This window comes from Planktosalinus sp., assembly GCF_059864935.1.
In genome coordinates this window covers 1-18,036 of sequence record NZ_JCBCCK010000108.1, presented here as the reverse complement: position 1 = coordinate 18,036, position 18,036 = coordinate 1, and the positions used below count along the sequence as shown (strand labels likewise).

Genomic DNA, 18,036 nt, shown 5'->3' with positions numbered 1-18,036 from the left:
AACCATATCTGATTTCGTGTTTGTCAAGCAATTTAGCCAAAGCTTGTACTTTGTCTTCTTCACCTTGAAGCACAAAACTTTTGTATTTCAGATTGGGTTGAAAGAATTTTCGGAATTCGGTATTGAGTCTTTTGGCATTTTTAGATGATATTTCTACAGTGGAGAGTCCGGTTGTTTTTTGGTGCTCCACACGGTCAACAAGAGTGAGCTCATAGCCCTCATCGGTATCAATACCAAGACCGGCACGACCATGTCCTGCCTGCTCATAGGTCATCCCGATGGCACCCATAAAAGTGGGGTAGGTATCGCCATAACTGGGGTAAAGTAAATCAAAGCGCTCACGTGTAAAAAACAACCATCCTTCGGCATCAAAATATTTGGCGTGGTTTAAACCGATTTGCGTCTGGAATTCGCGTTGCCAGGGTGAAATGATTTCGTGAAAGGGTTCTGCCGCAGGAGCAAAATAGTAGGGTTCGTTGATGCCCTGCTCGTGAAAGTCAACGTGAATGTGTGGCATCCACTGGTTGTAAATTTTAAGTCGTTGTTGGGTTTCCACCTGAGTGGCCCAGGCCCAGTCGCGATTGAGGTCAAACAGGTAGTGGTTGGGCCTGCCTCCCGGCCAGGGCTCTAAATGCTCTGCAGCAACTTGAGCACTGTTGTATGGAGTGGCTTTCACCTGGTTGTACCAGTTCACATAGCGGTCGCGTCCGTCAGGGTTCAGGTTTGGGTCAATGATGACCACGGTGTTTTCAAGCCAGGCTTGTTTTTGGGTAATCAGTTCATAAACGGTTTGCATGGAAGCTTCAGCACTGGAGGCTTCATTACCGTGTACATTGTAGCTCAGCCAGACGATAGCAATTTCAGGGTTAGCACTTCCATCGGCAAGGCCTATTTGTTTCAGGTTGTTAAAACGAATGGTCTCGATGTTTCTTTGGTTATTTTCTGAAGTGACAACGGCATAGGTCAGTTTGCGTCTTTCATTGGTTTGGCCATAATCGTGATAGGTCATCAGGGCACTGTTTTCAGCCACGTGGTTAAAGTAACTGACAATATCGGCGTGACGGGTAAACTGTGTGCCGATATCATAACCTAAAAATTCTGAAGGGGATTGGATGTTTTGACTGAATCCAAAACAAAAAACCAAAAGAAAAATAGAGGAGGTAAATTTTAGTTTCATAAAGTTTTGTTGAAAAATGCTATGTAAATTAAGGTGTTAAATCTACTAAAAACTAATGAAACCTGAAGCGGCTTCGCAAAATTTTAAAAGCTGCTCTATAAAAATGAAAAAGGAAGTGCTTTTTAGAGCACTCCCTTTTTTTGAATTTATATAAAACGATGTTTATTATTAATCTTATAGTTTTATGGTCACTCCAAATTTACCACCTGAAAACGCATTATGTCCTCCGAATTCGAGGTTGATTCCAAAGTTATCCGTAAAGAAATAACGGCCACCCACCTGAGCACCAATGCCTACCCCTGAATTAAAATTACCGGGATAGTTGTCATCAGAAGTCCAGTGGTAGAAGCCAATATTCAAACCGGCATAAAAATCCCAGTTGGTAGGTATGTTCAATATATGGTTGAAGTGATAATTTGCATTGCCCGAAAATCCAATGATGGAATGTTTATATCTTGAATTGTTGAATCTGTCGTTGTAGCCCCTGTAAGACAACTCGGCACCAATGGTGATGTCTTTGTGAACAGCATAATCAAGTCCAATGTAAACAGGAATTCCCCTGTTTGATAAGCCAACCCCCAGATTTAATTGTGTTTGGCCTTTGGGAAGGGAATGTTGTGCAAAAGTTGTTGCTGTTGAAGCAATTAAAAATACAATCAATAAATATACTTTTTTCATTTGTTAGTTAGTTGTTTTTCCGAATACTTTCGGCAGGTGTGAACACATTTTCACAGTGCAAAGGTGCGTTAAGTTTCAAACAGAATGCTTGCAGAACATTAGTAATATCTTACAATATTCACACATGGAAATAGTAGGGATAAAAGCTTCACCGAGACTACAGTAGTAATGGGTTGTAGCTTTTTATTTTATCTGTTTAAGATTTATTTAATGAAAGTTGGAACCGGAAAGAAGGGTAGAAGATATGTCTGGTTGTTCTTTGGGAGTTAGTAAAACAATTAGATGTTTTCAAGGTTTTCCTTACGCTTTTCTTTAAGTTGTTTGTAAAAGGAAGGGGTCAAACCGGTTACTTTTTTAAACTGATTGGAAAGGGCAGCAGCACTGCTGTAGTTTAACTTATGGGAAATTTCTGAAAGACTCAGCTCGTTATAAATTATTAACTCCTTGATGCGTTCAATTTTATGATTAAGAATGAATTGTTGTATGGTAATTCCTTCGGTTTGTGAAAAAAGGTTGGCGAGGTAGGTGTAGTCATAATCCAGTTCCTGGCTTAGAAAAACCGAAAATTTAACTTTGGGCAATTCATCTGTATGGTGTACCAGGTTAATTATTATTTTTTTTATTTTTTCAATAACTATGGCACGTTTGTCATCCATCAGTTCCAGACCTGATTTTAGCAATTCTCTTTTAAGTTGCTCAAGTTGCTGGTCTGAGATATTCTCGAGAACCTTAATTTGACCAAGGTCAACTGAGAAGTAGTTGAGACCAAGTTCGTTTAACATCTCATGGACAAGTATTTTACACCGCAAGCTCACCATGTATTTAATATATAAAGTCATTAAAATTTAGTTATTGATTAGATAAAACCAAGCTGCTTGAATGCCCAAAAAGTATAAATGAATTGTGGGTTCAGAAGGTACTTAAGTAGAGTTCTCTTTATTCAAAAATAAGTCAAACTGTTTTTTCAAATATAAGTAAAATAAACCAAAAGGTGTATTCTACTACTCTATAATAACCATAGAGTTCATTTACCGTGCCATAAAATTTTAGATTTTTTCCGGTAAATTCAATGCTGCTTAAAACATCAATTGAGACATTAACTTTATATTTTTAAAATTAAACTTTCAAACCTCTTATATTTGAAAAGAATTTGAGACTTGCTATGCCAAACCACTTTATTCCCTTTCGTGCCACCGGATATTTTTCAAACCTGATTCTGGACTATTTGGCTCAGGATAAATCAGTTGGAATTTTATACCAACGTTTTCCAAACCTTGAAAACTTTGGGAAACAAATTCAGGAAAAGTCTGAAAATTATCCTCTCCAAAACCGAAAAGTCTTGGTAGATGTCATAAAAAGTCAATACAAAAGCCTGAAAATATCTGAATCCACCTCACAGCACTTCAAAAACCTGGAAAAACAAAACACTTTTACTGTAACCACCGGGCATCAGTTAAACCTATTTACCGGGCCTTTGTATTTTTTATACAAAATCATTTCCACCATCAATTTGTGCAAAACACTGCAAGACCATTATCCGGAAAATCATTTTGTTCCCGTTTATTGGATGGCCACCGAAGACCATGATTTTGACGAAATCAACTTTTTCAACTTTAAAGGAAAAAAAGTGGTGTGGGAAAGAAACTCAGGAGGGGCAGTGGGCAAACTCTCCACTGAAGGACTGGATAAAGTATATAATACCTTTTCAAAAGAACTGGGCACTTCACCCGGTGCCGAAAAACTAAAAGCACTGTTTAAAGAAGCATATATCAACCACAACAACCTGGCAGATGCCACCCGCTTTCTCGCTCATTCGCTTTTTGATTCATACGGTTTGGTAATACTGGATGCCAACGATAAAAACCTGAAAAAACTTTTTGTTCCTTATATCAAAAACGAACTTTTTGAAAACGGTTGCTCTAATGCTGTTGCAAAAACCAACAAAACCATCAATTCCCTGAACGGAAAAAATTACAAATTGCAGGTCAACCCGCGTGAAATCAATCTGTTTTACCTGGAAAAAGGTTCACGCAAACGCATACTAGAAAAAGAGGGGAAGTTTTACATCAACAACTCCGGAAAACAATTCTCAAAAAACGAACTGGAGGCCGAAGTGGACAAGCACCCGGAACGCTTCAGCCCCAATGTGTTGATGCGACCGCTGTATCAGGAGGTTGTATTGCCGAATCTTTGCTACATAGGTGGCGGGGGCGAAATGGCCTACTGGCTGCAACTGAAAAGCTATTTTGACGAAATGGAAGTAACATTTCCCTCCTTGTTGTTGCGGAATTCGGCAGTGCTGGCCACATCAAAACAACTTGATAAAATCAAAAAACTAAACCTGTCAATTGATGATATGTTCCTCCCAAAATACGAACTGGAAACCAAAGTCACTAAACAGGTTTCAGAGATAGCCATTGATTTTTCGCCTCAGCGAAATCAACTCAAACAGCAGTTTAAGGACTTGTATGAACTGGCCAAACAAACCGACCCCACATTTGATAAAATGGTCGCCGCTCAGGAAACCAAACAACTCAAAGGCCTCGATGCACTGGAGAAAAGACTCCTAAAAGCCCAAAAACGAAAACTTGCCGACCATTTAAACAGGGTAACCCTGCTTCAAAACGAATTGTTCCCCAACGGCAGCTTGCAGGAACGTACGGCCAATTTTTCTGAGTTTTATGTTGAGTATGGCGACAGTCTTTTAAAGCTACTTTTTGAAAAACTAGACCCACTGCAGCAGGAGTTTCTATGTTTGGAATTACCGGGTTAAGGTTTCTTTACAGGATTCATCGGGGTTGGAAAAACAGAGTAAACTACAATAGTTTTTTCCTGAATTTCATAAATAATAACATAAGGAAAGATTTTCAAGACCGCTTTGCGAAAGATTTTTTTGTATTTAATTTGATAATGTAGAGGGTAGAGGTGAACGTAGTTCAAGGTTTTTTCAACTTCTTCAACAAACCGGCTTCCCAATCCGTCACTTTTGGACTCATACCAGTAGAACCCATCAATAATATCCTGTTTGGCTTTTTTAGTTACCTGAAGTTTGTAAGCCATGCTTTTCCCTTAATTCCTGTTTGATTTCTTCCCAACTAAAAGTTTCGCTTTTACCGGAAAGGTATTCATTTCTTCTTTTGTCAAGTTCTTTAAGTTGTTGTTCAGAAAGACGGGTTTCATTAGGGTTTCTGTTGTAATTGTCAATGACTTCTACAAGCTGTTCCAAAAGGTGCTTGTCGTTGGTTTCTAACGATTTTTTGATTATTTTCTTTAATTTTATAACTTCCATAGCTTTATAATTTTATTAAAAATACTAAAATTAATTTACTTAATCTCATACTCCAACCGCATAGTAATCTTTGCCGTTTTGTTTTATCAGATGTATTAAAGCTTCCTCCCCAGCTAAAATTTTCACCGCTGTTTTGACTGGTGATTTGAAAAACACCCATACAGACATCTTTGAGTTTATCCAGTTTACCGCAGCTGTTTTCGGTATTTATATCATCATAGACACTAAATTACTTTTTGATAACACTTTTAACTGCCTGGTTTGAGCCCGCGGTTATTTTGATGAAATAAGTCCCGGCACTTAAACCCGATAAATCAATTGTTCCCGACTCAGTGTTTACAACAGTTGTATTCAGCAGTTCACCCAAAATTGAATATACTTCTACTGAAAAAGGAAGTTGCGAAGTTGTCAGGATATTCACCGGTCCGTCAGTGGGATTGGGGTAAAGGATTAACCCTGCATTAAAGTCGTTGGAGTCTAATGAAAGTGTATTTACTTCAATCTCAAAATCAGCCTCGGCAAAACAGTCGGTATTTATAAAGCGCATTGTGACATAAATGGTTTGCGGGTTGCTGATGTTTTGGTAAGCCGTGGGATTTGTAATTATAATTGGGTTTACAAAATAAGATTCATAGTAAGTAAATTCAAAATCGGCCGGATTCTGGGTGCCCAGCATTAACGGCTCGTTTACGGTCAGGTCAAAAGTTGCAATACCGCCTGTACCGTTATTGCTGAATAAATCGTCCGGCATCTGGTCCATATCAGGCTGTTGGTAAACAATTAAATCCAAAGGCAAAATCACAAAACAACCTGTTGTCGGGTCTTCTACACGCACATAAAGGGTTTGTGGGTTCGTTGTGTTTTGGTAGGGATTGGTTACCGGATTAATTCCACCCTCTGCATCTGCCATAGTTTCGTGGTAGGTAACTATCAATTGAGGGTCACCGCCGGTGATTTGTATTGTGGCAGCGTTTAAGTCAAAAATGCCAAAACCGTTACCGTTCACTTCACAAGCAACCAGAGGGTCCGGCTGCTGGACTGAAGGCAAAGGATGCACCACTGCAACAACTTCTTCTAGGTCAGACTCGCAATTGATACTTTCTGTAGACACTGTCCAGTTGTAAAAGAAATAATATGTGTCACCAATAAAACCGTTATATGTATGTCCCGAAGTGATTTGACCCACCGTTCCAAGCGGATAAGGGAAATTGCCATCAGAAAACTCCCGAATCATTGAGGGTCCATTTGAAGCCGAAATATAATAAGTCCCGGCTGCGGGCACATCAAAATTCAAGGTGATGGGAGAGGAAACCGGGGTTGCAGTGCTGCCCCCACCTGCCACGGTAACCGTAGCTGTTTGTATTACTGGTCCTTGATAATTATTTTGCCTCAAATCTACTTGTAAAGATCCACCGTTTCCGGTAGAAAATACTTCTACATCTACAATTGTAAAGGCTTCGGTTGCGGTAAAAGACAAACCAAAATGGTTTGCATTGGAAGGAGTATATGAAGTTGACGAGCCATAAGTGGGCTTACCCTGCCCGGTAAAAGTTGCCCCATCAAGAAGGACTTCGGCCACCCAATATGAAGTTGTTGAAGTGATAGCAGGTGTCTGGAATGTAGTGCCATATCCCAGAATAGTTCCACCAATAGCACTGTCAAACCAAACTGTGTCATCGCCTGTTCCGCTTACAGTGGCCTCCAGCGAAACAACCCCACTGCCGCAAATTTCACCATCTTGTACCGACAGCACATCCAAGTCGTTACAACTTTGTGCATATATAAAGATTGGCATAAAAAAGAGTGCCAACCCAATAAAATAGAAGTAATTTTTTTTCATAACAGTATTGTTTATAATTCTTTGAAGATTAATAATGTATTGTATTAATTACAATGGAAGTTCAAGATACATTTTTTTTAAAACTTATGTGCAAATTTTTTATAAAAATTACCACTCTTTCCATTGCCCAAAAAATCAAATTGCCCTATTTTTGCCTATGCAAAATAACAACGTCCTCATTTTAGATTTCGGTTCGCAGTACACCCAGCTCATTGCCAGGCGTGTGAGAGAGTTAAACATCTATTGCGAAATCCATCCTTACCACAAAATACCACAAGATTTAGACAAGTTTAAAGCCGTGATCCTTTCCGGAAGCCCTTTTTCGGTGAGAGCTGAAGATGCACCGCATCCGGATTTGTCTGCAATTCGTGGCCAAAAAACCATACTCGCAGTGTGCTATGGTGCTCAATATCTTGCCCATTTTAACGGTGGAAGTGTTGAACGCTCAGAGACCCGTGAGTATGGCCGAGCCAAACTTTCGGAAATTTTTGAAAACAACGGGCTTTTTCAAGGCATTTCCATCGGAAGTCAGGTATGGATGAGCCACGCTGACACCATTAAAAAATTACCAGAAAACGGAATTTTGGTGGCCAGTACCCATGATGTGAAAAATGCGGCCTATCGCATTGAAGGCGAGCAAACCTACGCCATTCAATTTCACCCTGAAGTGTACCACACGACCGACGGAAAACAACTGCTTGAAAATTTCCTGGTGAATATTTCAGGGGTTGAACAAACCTGGACACCTTCGGCTTTTGTGGAAACAACGGTTAACGAACTGAAGGCAAAACTAAAAAACGATAAAGTTGTACTGGGCTTAAGCGGTGGAGTGGATTCTTCCGTTGCAGCGATGTTACTTCATAGAGCAATTGGAAAAAACCTATATTGCATTTTTGTCAACAATGGCCTGTTGCGCAAAGACGAATTTGAAAATGTACTGCATCAATACAAAGATATGGGGCTGAATGTAAAAGGGGTTGATGCCTCTGCACGATTTTTGGGAGCACTGGCAGGAGTGAGTGACCCCGAATTAAAAAGAAAAGCAATTGGAAATGCCTTTATAGAGGTATTTGATGACGAAGCCCACCAGATCACTGATGTATCCTGGCTTGCTCAGGGCACGATTTATCCTGATGTTATTGAGTCGGTTTCTGTCAATGGGCCATCGGTGACCATCAAATCACACCACAATGTGGGTGGTTTACCGGATTTTATGAAACTAAAAATTGTAGAGCCATTAAGAATGCTCTTTAAGGATGAGGTGAGACGTGTAGGTGCCGAATTGGGCATTTCAAAAGATATTTTGGGCAGACATCCGTTTCCCGGTCCCGGTCTTGCCATTAGGATTTTAGGAGACATCACCCCTGAGAAAGTGCGTATTATACAGGAGGTGGATGCCGTTTTTATCAACAACTTAAAAAAATGGAAACTCTATGACAAGGTGTGGCAGGCAGGGGCTATATTGCTTCCGGTTGATTCTGTTGGTGTAATGGGAGACGAGCGCACCTATGAAAAAGTGGTGGCTTTAAGAGCCGTGGAAAGTACTGACGGTATGACCGCAGATTGGGTAAATTTACCCTACGAATTTTTACAGGAAACCTCAAACCAAATAATAAATCGCGTAAAAGGCGTTAATAGAGTAGTGTATGACATCAGCTCAAAACCACCGGCAACGATTGAGTGGGAGTAGGGTTTAAGGTTTGTGGTTTCAAGTTTCAAGTTTTGAATTTGTGGTTTCAAAGTTTGAGCAATAATATTTTTATATAGCTGACCCCAGCGAGGTCAAATATTTGTAGAATAAAAATTTTTTTGGCGGCATTTTTGATTATTAAAAATGAAGGCAAAACCCAAAACAAATCAATAACGTGAAGAAGTTAATAATTGTTTTAATAGTCTTTTTATATTCCGGGCTGAGCTTTGCTCAAACATCCTATATAAGTCACAGGGTGCAGCCGGGTGAAACAGTTTTTGCCATCACTCAAAAATATGGGGTTTCTCAGGAAGATTTATTCAAGCTCAACCCCGAAGCACGCTCCGGCTTGAGGGAAGGAACGGTCTTGATCATCCCCAAAACATTGGAAACAACCGTTAATCCCGACAATGGTGATGTAACATTTAAAACTCATACTGTAAAACGCCGCGAAACCATCTTTGGCATCGCTTCCCTTTACGGAACAACGGTTGAAGAAATCAAAAAATACAACCGTCATCTTTATGCCAATGAGTTGAAACGCGGAGAGGAAATCAGAATTCCAATTAAAAAGGTGACCATACTTCAACCATACAATCAGCAAGTGACCCAGGCCACAACTGCCGGAGAACTGCCCGGAAAACATGTGATTCAGGCCGGAGAAACCAAGTTTGGTATTTCAAAAAAGTACAACATCACCGTTGCTGAATTGGAGGCTTTGAATCCCTCAATTTTCAATGAAGAAACCTTGTCCATCGGGCAGGTACTTAATGTTCCGGAAAAACCTGTAACAGAACCGGATGTAAAAGACGAAGAAAACTTTACGTTTTACACCATTAAACCCCGTGAAGGTTTTTACAGGCTGGAAGTAATGTTCAATCTTACAGAAGAAGAAATCATTAAGCTCAACCCGCATACAAAAGACGGATTAAAAGAAGGAATGGTAATCAAAGTGCCAAAAACCACCACTTCGGTTTCAACGCCTTATGAAACAACAGACATGCCATCGCGCACTATTAATCTGGAATACTCACTTTCCAACTTTAAGCCAAAAAATGTGGTTTTGTTTCTTCCTTTTCAATTGGACAGGATTCAGCTGGACTCCATAAGAAATAATGAAAGCCAACTGGCAAGCAATGCCACGATGCGCCTCGCCGTTGATTTTTATACAGGGGCCTTGCTGGCTGTCGATTTTGCCAAACAACGGGGTGTTTCAGTAAATCTGCACGTGTTTGATTCCCGGGAAATGGAAGGTGGTGTGCAGTCACTTTTCAGTAGAAAAAACATTAAGAATGTAGATGTAGTTATTGGGCCGTTGAGACAAACTTTGGTAGAGCGCACGGCTTCTGAACTTTCGTCACAAAACATCCCTGTTATTTCGCCGCTAAGCAACAGGCAGGGAAGAATGTATTCCAATTTTATCCAAAGTATTCCGCAAAGTAACAATCTGGAGAACCGAATGATGTCTTACCTGAAGGCCAACCATAACGGCCAGAATATCATTTTAATAACCGATAACGCCAATGCAGCCAAACAACAGCGGCTTCAGGAAGTTTTTCCCGGTCTGGCGGTTATTAAACCCCGCGACGGAAATTTTTTCAGGAATGAAGACATTTCAAACAAAATCAGCAAGGACGGCGAAAACTGGGTGATACTGGAGTCTTCAAACGTGACCCTGGTGAGCAGCGCAGTGGGAATATTAAACAGTGTGAGACGCAGTAGGCACCTAAGGTTATTTACACTCGATAAAAACGATGCTTTTGACTTCCGTGAAGTATCAAACATCCATTTATCCAATCTGGAATTTACCTATCCGTCCTGGAATAAAATTTATAACTACACTGACGAAATAGCATTTGTAAAGGCTTACAAAGAAAAATATGAAACCCTGCCCAATCGTTTTGCGGCACGCGGATTTGATATTACCTATGACGCTTTGCTTCGACTTGCTTCAGCCGATTCTATACTGGATGCCAACGATAAAATTGACGGAGAAACGGCTTATGTTGAAAATAAATTCAGATACCAAAGAGACCCTGCAGGCGGTTATGTCAACACAGCGGTGTATATTCTTCAATATGCCGAAGATTTAAATGTCATCGAACTGGAATGAGCACGTCACAAGTAGTTTATCTGGGAAATTTAAGAACGGAATGTACACATTTGGCTTCCGGCGGTTCTTTTATTACAGATGCTCCTTTAGACAATAAAGGTAAAGGCGAGGCCTTTTCGCCCACTGATACCGTCGCAACCGGACTGGCCAATTGTATGCTTACCGTTATGGGAATCAAAGCCCGCGATTTGGGTGTATCTATGGAAGGAACTGTTGCCGAAGTGACAAAAATAATGGCAGCCAACCCCAGGCGCATTTCAGAAATTAAAGTAGTGCTCAATTTCCCCAAAGGAATTTCAGAAAAAAACCAAAAAATCCTTGAAAATACCGGACGCACCTGCCCTGTGGCATTAAGTTTGCATCCTGAAATTGTACAGGACATTCAATTTAAATGGTAATGAAACTTTTTAGCTTCTTTTTTATAATTCTTTTCACTTCTTTTTCCAACGAAAAAATAGCTTGGTCAGAAGAGGTGAATCTCGCCTGGGAAGACTTTAAAGGCCGCCCCGATAATCGCAGCTCTTATGTGGCGATGACCAATTCGGGAATCGTGTTCTCCTACCGGGTTGCTACAGAAAATGGCAATATATCATTGACCACAGAAGTAGAAGCCCAGTTCCATCCCGAAATGTCCTGGCACAAACCTGATAAAGTCAACAACCACGTCTTGCAACACGAGCAAGGACATTTCAATATTACCGAAATTCACGCCCGCAAATTGAGAAAAGCCTTTACAGAATATAAGGCAACCAAAAATTTTGAAAGGGAACTCAATGCTATTTTTACAAGAATTAACCGCGAACGACAAGTCATGCAGGACCGCTATGACAAAGAAACCAACCACTCCCAAAACAAGGAAAAAGAAACCCAATGGCAAGTTTTAATCAATATGGAGCTTAAAAAACTGGAACAGTGGAAAAATTAAAAGCACCAAAACCCAAGCACCAAATCAATACTTCGGGACCAAATCCTATTTAGGACTCTACACTCTACAAACCAGAAACTTGAAACCAGAAACTTGAAACCAGAAACTTGAAACCAGAAACTTGAAACCCGAAACTTGAAACCAGAAACTTGAAACCCGAAACTTGAAACCCGAAACTTGAAACCAGAAACTTGAAACCCGAAATCCTCATCGAACTCGCCCATTACAAAATGCCATTTGGCAAATACAAAAACTTTGACCTGATTGATATTCCTGAATATTATTATGTGTGGTTCAAGCAAAAGGGATTCCCCCAAGGCAAACTGGGACAAATGATGGAGCAGATGTATGAAATCAAGCTCAACGGCCTGGAGGAACTCATTTACAACATCCGGAAAAAATTCCCGAGTAAATAAGTTAAAAAAAAATAGTGGCTCGGTAAAATATTTTTACTTTAGCAAAAACACCAACAGTACCTAAAAGACATCTATTCCAATGAAAATACCTGTTTTTTTATTTTTGCTTTTTATCTTGGCTGGTTGTGATATCCAATATCAAGGAGATACCCGACTATTGGTAACCGGAAAAGTGGTTGACCGAGAAGGCTCGCCCATATCCGGTATGGATGTAATTACAAAAGTAAGTCTAGGTTCCGGTTTTGGAAGCAGTAAAGACGATATCGGGATAACTTCAACCGATGATCAAGGTGTTTTCACAATGCTCTTCCCAAAACCAAAAGGAGAAATTGATTACACTATTCACTTCTTAAGCATTGAAAATTATCAGGAAAAGCGTTTTGTGAATATCTTCTACGAAGATTTCACTGATTATGCTTACAGATTAGAACAGACTACTTTATATAAAAATGATGATATTGTAAATCTTGACTTTTCATTTAATCAAATCAATCCACAAAACAGTATAACCGAACTAAATGTTATCGGGATGCTTGCAGACTATTGGGTTTGGGTAAACCCTATTGATGCACATCAAAACAATATTTATTATAGACAGCATGAAGTGGCTAAAAATCAAACCCTTGTATTAGAATATATCGTGCATGATTTTACAAATAATCAGAATACAACCCACACCGAAACCATTGAAATTGGAGAGCAAAATGTGACCCACACCATAACCTACTAAGAAATGAAAAAAGTTAGTATATTTTTTTTGATAATATTTCAATTTGGTTTTTCACAAGAAGAAGAAACCAAACAAAAACCCATCTTTTCATTTGATCATGGTTTTTCGGTCTATTTGAATAAACACATTAATTTTGGGGACAACTTCTTGGCTGAAGCACATAAATCAGTAATCGGCTTTGGAATACAAAAGAATATTGTCAATATATACGGGTTTGCCGTAGGCGTTGCTTATGAATTTTCAGCTTATAAAGTAACTGACAAATCAGTAGTTGGAAACATTGAATCAGCAAATTATTCAAACTTTTCTGCACGAGTGACTTATGATTATGAAATTTCAGACAAAGTAACCTTAAACCCCTTTGTTGGTATAGGAGGAACAAGATTGAAACATAATAGAATCTCCGGTAATTCCAATAACTTTGGAAGTATAAGTGGAACTTCATATAATGCAGGGCTCTATTTTGCTTTTAATTTTACCGAAAAAATGCATCTTTTTGCGGGAGTAAATTACAGTGATGTTTCTTATGCAATAAAAAGCGCACCCGAGTATAACTCCTTCTTCAACAACTCAAACCAAATCCAAATTCATCTGGGAGTTGGATTTTTTTAACACCCTTAATCAATACTAATTTTAAATGTATTTCTAAACAAGTATTGTCTTTAAGGCAAAATGTTAGTGAGAAAAAGGAGGGTTACTGAAAAATACTTGAAAATAACACCCAAACTCCCTAAAAATATTAACCGCTTTTTCATTGTTTGGTATCATTTCTTCTTTGTATTTTTGCGCATTGTAAAAATGAGAAATAGATGTTTTTTATTAAAAGTCTATTTTCTATAATCTCAAACCTGCCTGCGGTAGGCAGGTCTAACATCTGAAATCTAACATCTAAAATGGCCAACACCAAATATATCTTTGTAACAGGAGGTGTAAGTTCTTCATTGGGGAAAGGAATCATAGCAGCTTCACTGGCAAAATTACTTCAGGCAAGGGGCTATCGCGTGACCATTCAAAAATTGGATCCCTACATCAACATCGACCCGGGCACACTCAACCCCTATGAACACGGCGAATGTTATGTAACCAATGACGGTGCAGAAACCGATCTGGATTTAGGCCATTATGAACGCTTTCTCAATGTTTCTACCTCACAGGCCAACAATGTCACCACCGGACGTATTTACCAAAGCGTGATTGAAAAAGAACGCCGCGGCGAATTTTTAGGTAAAACCGTTCAGGTTATTCCACACATTACGAACGAAATCAAAGAACGCATACAGTTGCTTGGCAAAAGTGGCGATTTTGATATTGTCATTACCGAAATTGGAGGTACAGTTGGTGATATTGAGTCGCTTCCCTACATTGAATCTGTGCGTCAGCTTAAATGGGAACTGGGTGACGATAACGCCATTGTAATCCATTTGACATTAGTGCCCTATCTCGCTGCCGCCGGTGAATTAAAAACAAAACCCACCCAACACTCGGTAAAGGTACTGATGGAAAGCGGTATCAGGGCCGACATTTTAGTGTGTCGCACTGAGCACCATCTTTCAGATGAATTGCGCACCAAACTGGCTTTGTTCTGTAATGTAAAAAAAGAAGCAGTCATCGAGTCCATCGATGCCTCAACCATATATGACGTGCCCAACCTGATGTTAACTGAAGGATTGGACACCATAACGCTACAAAAATTAGATCTTCCTCCGGGTAATGAACCGGATTTGTACCGTTGGAATCAGTTTTTACAGCGACATAAAAATCCAAAGAAAACTGTAGATATTGGTCTTATCGGAAAATATGTGGAGCTTCAGGATTCTTATAAATCCATACTTGAATCTTTTATTCATGCCGGAGCCGAACTCGAGGTTAAGGTGAAAGCCATTCCCATTCACTCTGAATTTATTGATGATGATGTCATTGAAACCAAAATTTCAAAACTTGACGGGATTCTCGTTGCACCCGGTTTCGGAGAACGAGGAATTGAAGGAAAAATTAAAGCCGTGAAATATGCACGTGAAAACAACATTCCGTTTTTTGGTATCTGTTTGGGGATGCAAATGGCCGTTATTGATTATGCCAGAAATGTACTCGGTCTTGAAGGTGCAAACTCTACCGAAATGGATGCCAATACACCCCATCCGGTCATTGACTTAATGGAAGAGCAAAAAAGCATCGTCGATAAAGGCGGAACGATGCGTTTGGGTACATGGACGTGCAGGTTAACGCCTGATAGTATCGTAGCAAATGTGTATAAACAAAGCATCATAGAAGAACGCCACCGCCATCGATACGAATACAACAACAAATACAAGCAACAACTGGAGGATGCCGGAATGTTAACCACAGGAGTAAACCCCGATACCGGTCTTGTTGAAATTATCGAAATTAAAAATCACCCCTGGTTTGTGGGGGTGCAATACCATCCGGAATATAAAAGCACTGTGGCCAATCCACATCCGCTTTTTGTTTCATTTGTGGAAGCGGCAGCAAAATACAATACCGATAAAATCTAAAATATCATTCAGTAAATACTGAAAATTTTAAAACATGCTAGAAGATAAAAAAAGTTTTGATTTCAATTCGTTTATAGGTTTTGCGTTAATTGCTTTGATCCTTGTCTGGATGCTGTATCAAACAGCACCCACCCAAGAAGAACTCGAAGAAAGAGCACGAACAGAGCAGGTTGAAAAGGAACAACAACAACCCACCGAAACCCAAACCCCGGTAGTTAGCGATACAATTCAAGGTGAACCCACCGAACGGGTTATGACTTCAGATTCTTTAAGACTGGAGCAACTCAGAAATCAATTGGGGTCGTTTGCATATTCGGCTTCTTTGCCTTCAGCAACTGATAAGTATACAGTTCTTGAAAATGAGGTGCTGCAACTTAAAATTTCCAACAAAGGAGGTTATATCATTGAAGCCACTTTAAAAAATCACAAAACACACGATTCCATTCCCATTTCCCTGATCAAGGATGGAAATGCATCATTAAACCTTCAGTTTCAGGCTGAAAACAGAATACTCAACACCCAAGACCTTTATTTTGAACCCACTTTAACACGAAGTGGGAATAACACCATTCTTTCAATGCGTTTGAAAGCATCTGAAAATGCCTTTCTGGAATACCGATACGAAATAAAGCCCGGCGAGTATATGCTCGATTTTGCCGTTCAGTCACAAGGCTTGAGCAATATTATAAATACTTCGTCACCGGCTGAGATGGAATGGCAGTTGCGCGCTTACCGCAAAGCAAAAAGTATTTCCTATGAGAACCGATATACTGAAATGCTATGGGAATATGAAGGTGGTAAAGACGACTATCTGGGTCAGGGTCGCCTGAAAACTGATCAGGACAACGATGTGACCTGGATTGCATATAAGCAACATTTCTTTACCTCCATTTTATTGACAGATACTCCATTCAGAACAGCTCATTTTACTTCTGAAAACCTTGTGGAAGACGAGGAGATTGATAGCTTGTATACTAAAAACTTCATCTCAAAATTTCCATTGGAATTCAAAGCAGGTGAGTTGTCATACAACATGAATTGGTATTACGGCCCGGCCGATTACCATATTTTAAACACTTATGACAGAAACCTGGATGAAATCATCCCTTTGGGATGGGGTATTTTTGGCTGGATCAATAAATATTTAATCATGCCCATGTTCACCTGGTTGTCCGGCTGGATTGCCAATTATGGTATTGTTATAATTGTATTGACCATCATTATAAAAATTGCCTTGTCACCGGTGCAGTACAAGCAATACCTTTCTCAGGCCAAAATGAAAGTTTTACGACCCGAAATTGAGGAAATCAACAAAAAACATAAAGGAAAAGACGCGGCTATGAAGCGTCAGCAGGAAACCATGAAATTGTACAGCAAGGCAGGAGCCAGCCCAATGGCGGGATGTCTTCCTGCACTGATGCAGCTTCCCGTGTTTTATGCCTTGTTTATGTTTTTCCCGTCAGCGTTTGATTTAAGGCAAAAAGGATTCCTCTGGGCAGACGATTTGTCAAGTTATGACCAAATTGCTTCTTTACCATTTTACATTCCGTTTTATGGAGACCACGTTGCTTTGTTCCCTATTTTGGCATCCATCGCCATCTTTATCTATATGATGATGACCACCGGCCAAACCATGCAGGTGCAACAACCCGGTATGCCCAATATGAAATTTATTATGTACCTCTCTCCGCTCATAATGTTGATTTTCTTCAACAACTTTGCGAGTGGACTATCGTTGTACTACTTTATTTCCAATGTGATTACAATCGGAATTATGCTGGTTATCAAATATTTTGTGCTGGATGAGAAAAAAATCCTGGCCAAAATTGAAGAGAACAAAAAGAAACCCAAAAAGCAAGGCAAGTTCCAGCGCAAAATGGCCGAAATCATGGAACAAGCTGAAAAGCAAAAGGCACTTAAAGAAAAGCAAAAGAAAAAGTAACCCCCCTAACTCCCCCAAAATAGGGGAGGACATTTTAAGTTAAATTTATAAAGTTATTTGATTCGGCAATTAGTAATATTAAGGAGGAAGTGCAAACTTCCTCTTTTTTTATTTTGTAATTTTGCAAATCAATTAAAATCTTAAAAAATCCCTCTCCGGTTACTGAGCGCCGTGCCCGCCGAAGGCTGGTAGTCGAAGTATGGATAGGGACTTAGGTCGCCGACGCTTCAAAGCTTTAGCGACGAAACGGTGAGGACATGAAAAGAGTAGTAGTTGGACTTAGCGGCGGAGTAGATTCCAGTGTGGCGGCTTATCTTTTAAAAGAGCAGGGCTATGAGGTTATTGGCTTGTTCATGAAAAACTGGCACGACGACTCTGTGACCATTTCAGATGAATGTCCCTGGCTGGAAGACAGTAACGACGCTATGATGGTGGCCAACAAGCTGGGAATTCCGTTTCAAACGGTGGATCTGAGTGAGCAATATAAAGAGCGCATTGTGGATTATATGTTCCGCGAATATGAAATGGGGCGTACACCCAATCCGGATGTGTTGTGTAACCGCGAAATCAAATTTGATGTCTTCCTTAAAATCGCTTTGGATTTGGGTGCCGACTATGTGGCAACAGGTCACTATTGCCGAAAAGAAACAATTACAAAAGATGGAAAAACAATTCACCGTTTGCTTTCAGGGAAAGACCCCAACAAAGACCAGTCATACTTCC

At 39.8% G+C, this 18,036-nt stretch carries 16 protein-coding genes and 1 pseudogene; 11 read left to right on the top strand and 6 right to left on the bottom strand.

The window, feature by feature from the left end:
- The 3 genes from AC6F75_RS04725 to AC6F75_RS04715 all read right to left on the bottom strand — a co-directional run.
- Positions 1 to 1,177: M14 family zinc carboxypeptidase (locus AC6F75_RS04725; RefSeq protein WP_500713795.1), on the bottom strand; the 1,177-nt coding region annotated here is incomplete at its 3' end.
- A gap of 174 nt (positions 1,178 to 1,351) precedes the next feature.
- A complete protein-coding gene (locus tag AC6F75_RS04720) occupies positions 1,352 to 1,855 on the bottom strand; it encodes a putative outer membrane beta-barrel protein (RefSeq protein WP_500713794.1) in 504 nt (167 codons plus the stop codon).
- Between the two features lie 278 nt (positions 1,856 to 2,133).
- Positions 2,134 to 2,694: a helix-turn-helix domain-containing protein gene (locus AC6F75_RS04715; protein ID WP_500713793.1), complete on the bottom strand. Its 561-nt coding sequence runs from the start codon at positions 2,692 to 2,694 to the stop codon at positions 2,134 to 2,136.
- Positions 2,695 to 3,017: 323 nt separating this feature from the next.
- Here AC6F75_RS04715 and bshC point away from each other — a divergent pair, with 323 nt between their 5' ends.
- Positions 3,018 to 4,628: a bacillithiol biosynthesis cysteine-adding enzyme BshC gene (gene bshC / locus AC6F75_RS04710; RefSeq protein WP_500713792.1), complete on the top strand. Its 1,611-nt coding sequence runs from the start codon at positions 3,018 to 3,020 to the stop codon at positions 4,626 to 4,628.
- On the opposite strand, the gene AC6F75_RS04705 is transcribed toward bshC, so the two are convergent.
- From AC6F75_RS04705 to AC6F75_RS04695, 3 genes are all read right to left on the bottom strand, one after another.
- On the bottom strand, positions 4,625 to 4,915 hold the full coding sequence (locus AC6F75_RS04705; RefSeq protein WP_500713791.1) for a type II toxin-antitoxin system RelE/ParE family toxin: 291 nt from the start codon (positions 4,913 to 4,915) through the stop codon (positions 4,625 to 4,627). The genes bshC and AC6F75_RS04705 overlap by 4 nt on opposite strands.
- On the bottom strand, positions 4,890 to 5,144 hold the full coding sequence (locus tag AC6F75_RS04700; protein WP_500713790.1) for an addiction module protein: 255 nt from the start codon (positions 5,142 to 5,144) through the stop codon (positions 4,890 to 4,892). Before AC6F75_RS04700 ends, AC6F75_RS04705 begins: the two co-directional genes overlap by 26 nt.
- Before the next feature lie 229 nt (positions 5,145 to 5,373).
- A complete protein-coding gene (locus tag AC6F75_RS04695; RefSeq protein WP_500713789.1) occupies positions 5,374 to 6,984 on the bottom strand; it encodes an FIDD domain-containing protein in 1,611 nt (536 codons plus the stop codon).
- Positions 6,985 to 7,141: 157 nt separating this feature from the next.
- Between AC6F75_RS04695 and guaA the strand changes: the two genes are divergently transcribed.
- The 10 genes and pseudogenes from guaA to AC6F75_RS04645 form a co-directional block, all read left to right on the top strand.
- Positions 7,142 to 8,674: a glutamine-hydrolyzing GMP synthase gene (guaA, locus tag AC6F75_RS04690; RefSeq protein ID WP_500713788.1), complete on the top strand. Its 1,533-nt coding sequence runs from the start codon at positions 7,142 to 7,144 to the stop codon at positions 8,672 to 8,674.
- A 175-nt stretch (positions 8,675 to 8,849) separates the two neighbouring features.
- Positions 8,850 to 10,787 carry a LysM peptidoglycan-binding domain-containing protein gene (locus AC6F75_RS04685; RefSeq protein ID WP_500713787.1) on the top strand — a complete coding sequence of 646 codons (1,938 nt, stop codon included), beginning with the start codon at positions 8,850 to 8,852 and terminating at the stop codon, positions 10,785 to 10,787.
- Positions 10,784 to 11,185, top strand: a complete 402-nt coding sequence (locus AC6F75_RS04680) for an OsmC family protein (protein WP_500713786.1) — start codon at positions 10,784 to 10,786, stop codon at positions 11,183 to 11,185. The genes AC6F75_RS04685 and AC6F75_RS04680 overlap by 4 nt, the downstream gene beginning before the upstream one ends.
- Positions 11,185 to 11,712: a DUF922 domain-containing protein gene (locus AC6F75_RS04675; RefSeq protein ID WP_500713785.1), complete on the top strand. Its 528-nt coding sequence runs from the start codon at positions 11,185 to 11,187 to the stop codon at positions 11,710 to 11,712. The genes AC6F75_RS04680 and AC6F75_RS04675 overlap by 1 nt, the downstream gene beginning before the upstream one ends.
- A 191-nt stretch (positions 11,713 to 11,903) precedes the next feature.
- Positions 11,904 to 12,128, top strand: coding sequence for a putative quorum-sensing-regulated virulence factor (locus tag AC6F75_RS04670; protein ID WP_500713784.1), 225 nt, complete (start codon positions 11,904 to 11,906; stop codon positions 12,126 to 12,128).
- 79 nt (positions 12,129 to 12,207) lie between these two features.
- Entirely contained in the window at positions 12,208 to 12,858 is a 651-nt protein-coding gene (locus tag AC6F75_RS04665; RefSeq protein ID WP_500713783.1) for a hypothetical protein, read from the top strand.
- Between the two features lie 3 nt (positions 12,859 to 12,861).
- Positions 12,862 to 13,470, top strand: a complete 609-nt coding sequence (locus AC6F75_RS04660) for an outer membrane beta-barrel protein (RefSeq protein WP_500713782.1) — start codon at positions 12,862 to 12,864, stop codon at positions 13,468 to 13,470.
- A 281-nt stretch (positions 13,471 to 13,751) separates the two neighbouring features.
- Complete coding sequence (pyrG, locus tag AC6F75_RS04655) at positions 13,752 to 15,371, top strand: CTP synthase (protein ID WP_500713781.1); 1,620 nt, start codon at positions 13,752 to 13,754, stop codon at positions 15,369 to 15,371.
- A 34-nt stretch (positions 15,372 to 15,405) separates the two neighbouring features.
- A complete protein-coding gene (gene yidC, locus AC6F75_RS04650) occupies positions 15,406 to 17,313 on the top strand; it encodes a membrane protein insertase YidC (RefSeq protein WP_500713780.1) in 1,908 nt (635 codons plus the stop codon).
- 257 nt (positions 17,314 to 17,570) lie between these two features.
- Positions 17,571 to 18,036: pseudogene (locus AC6F75_RS04645) on the top strand (tRNA 2-thiouridine(34) synthase MnmA); the annotation flags it as partial.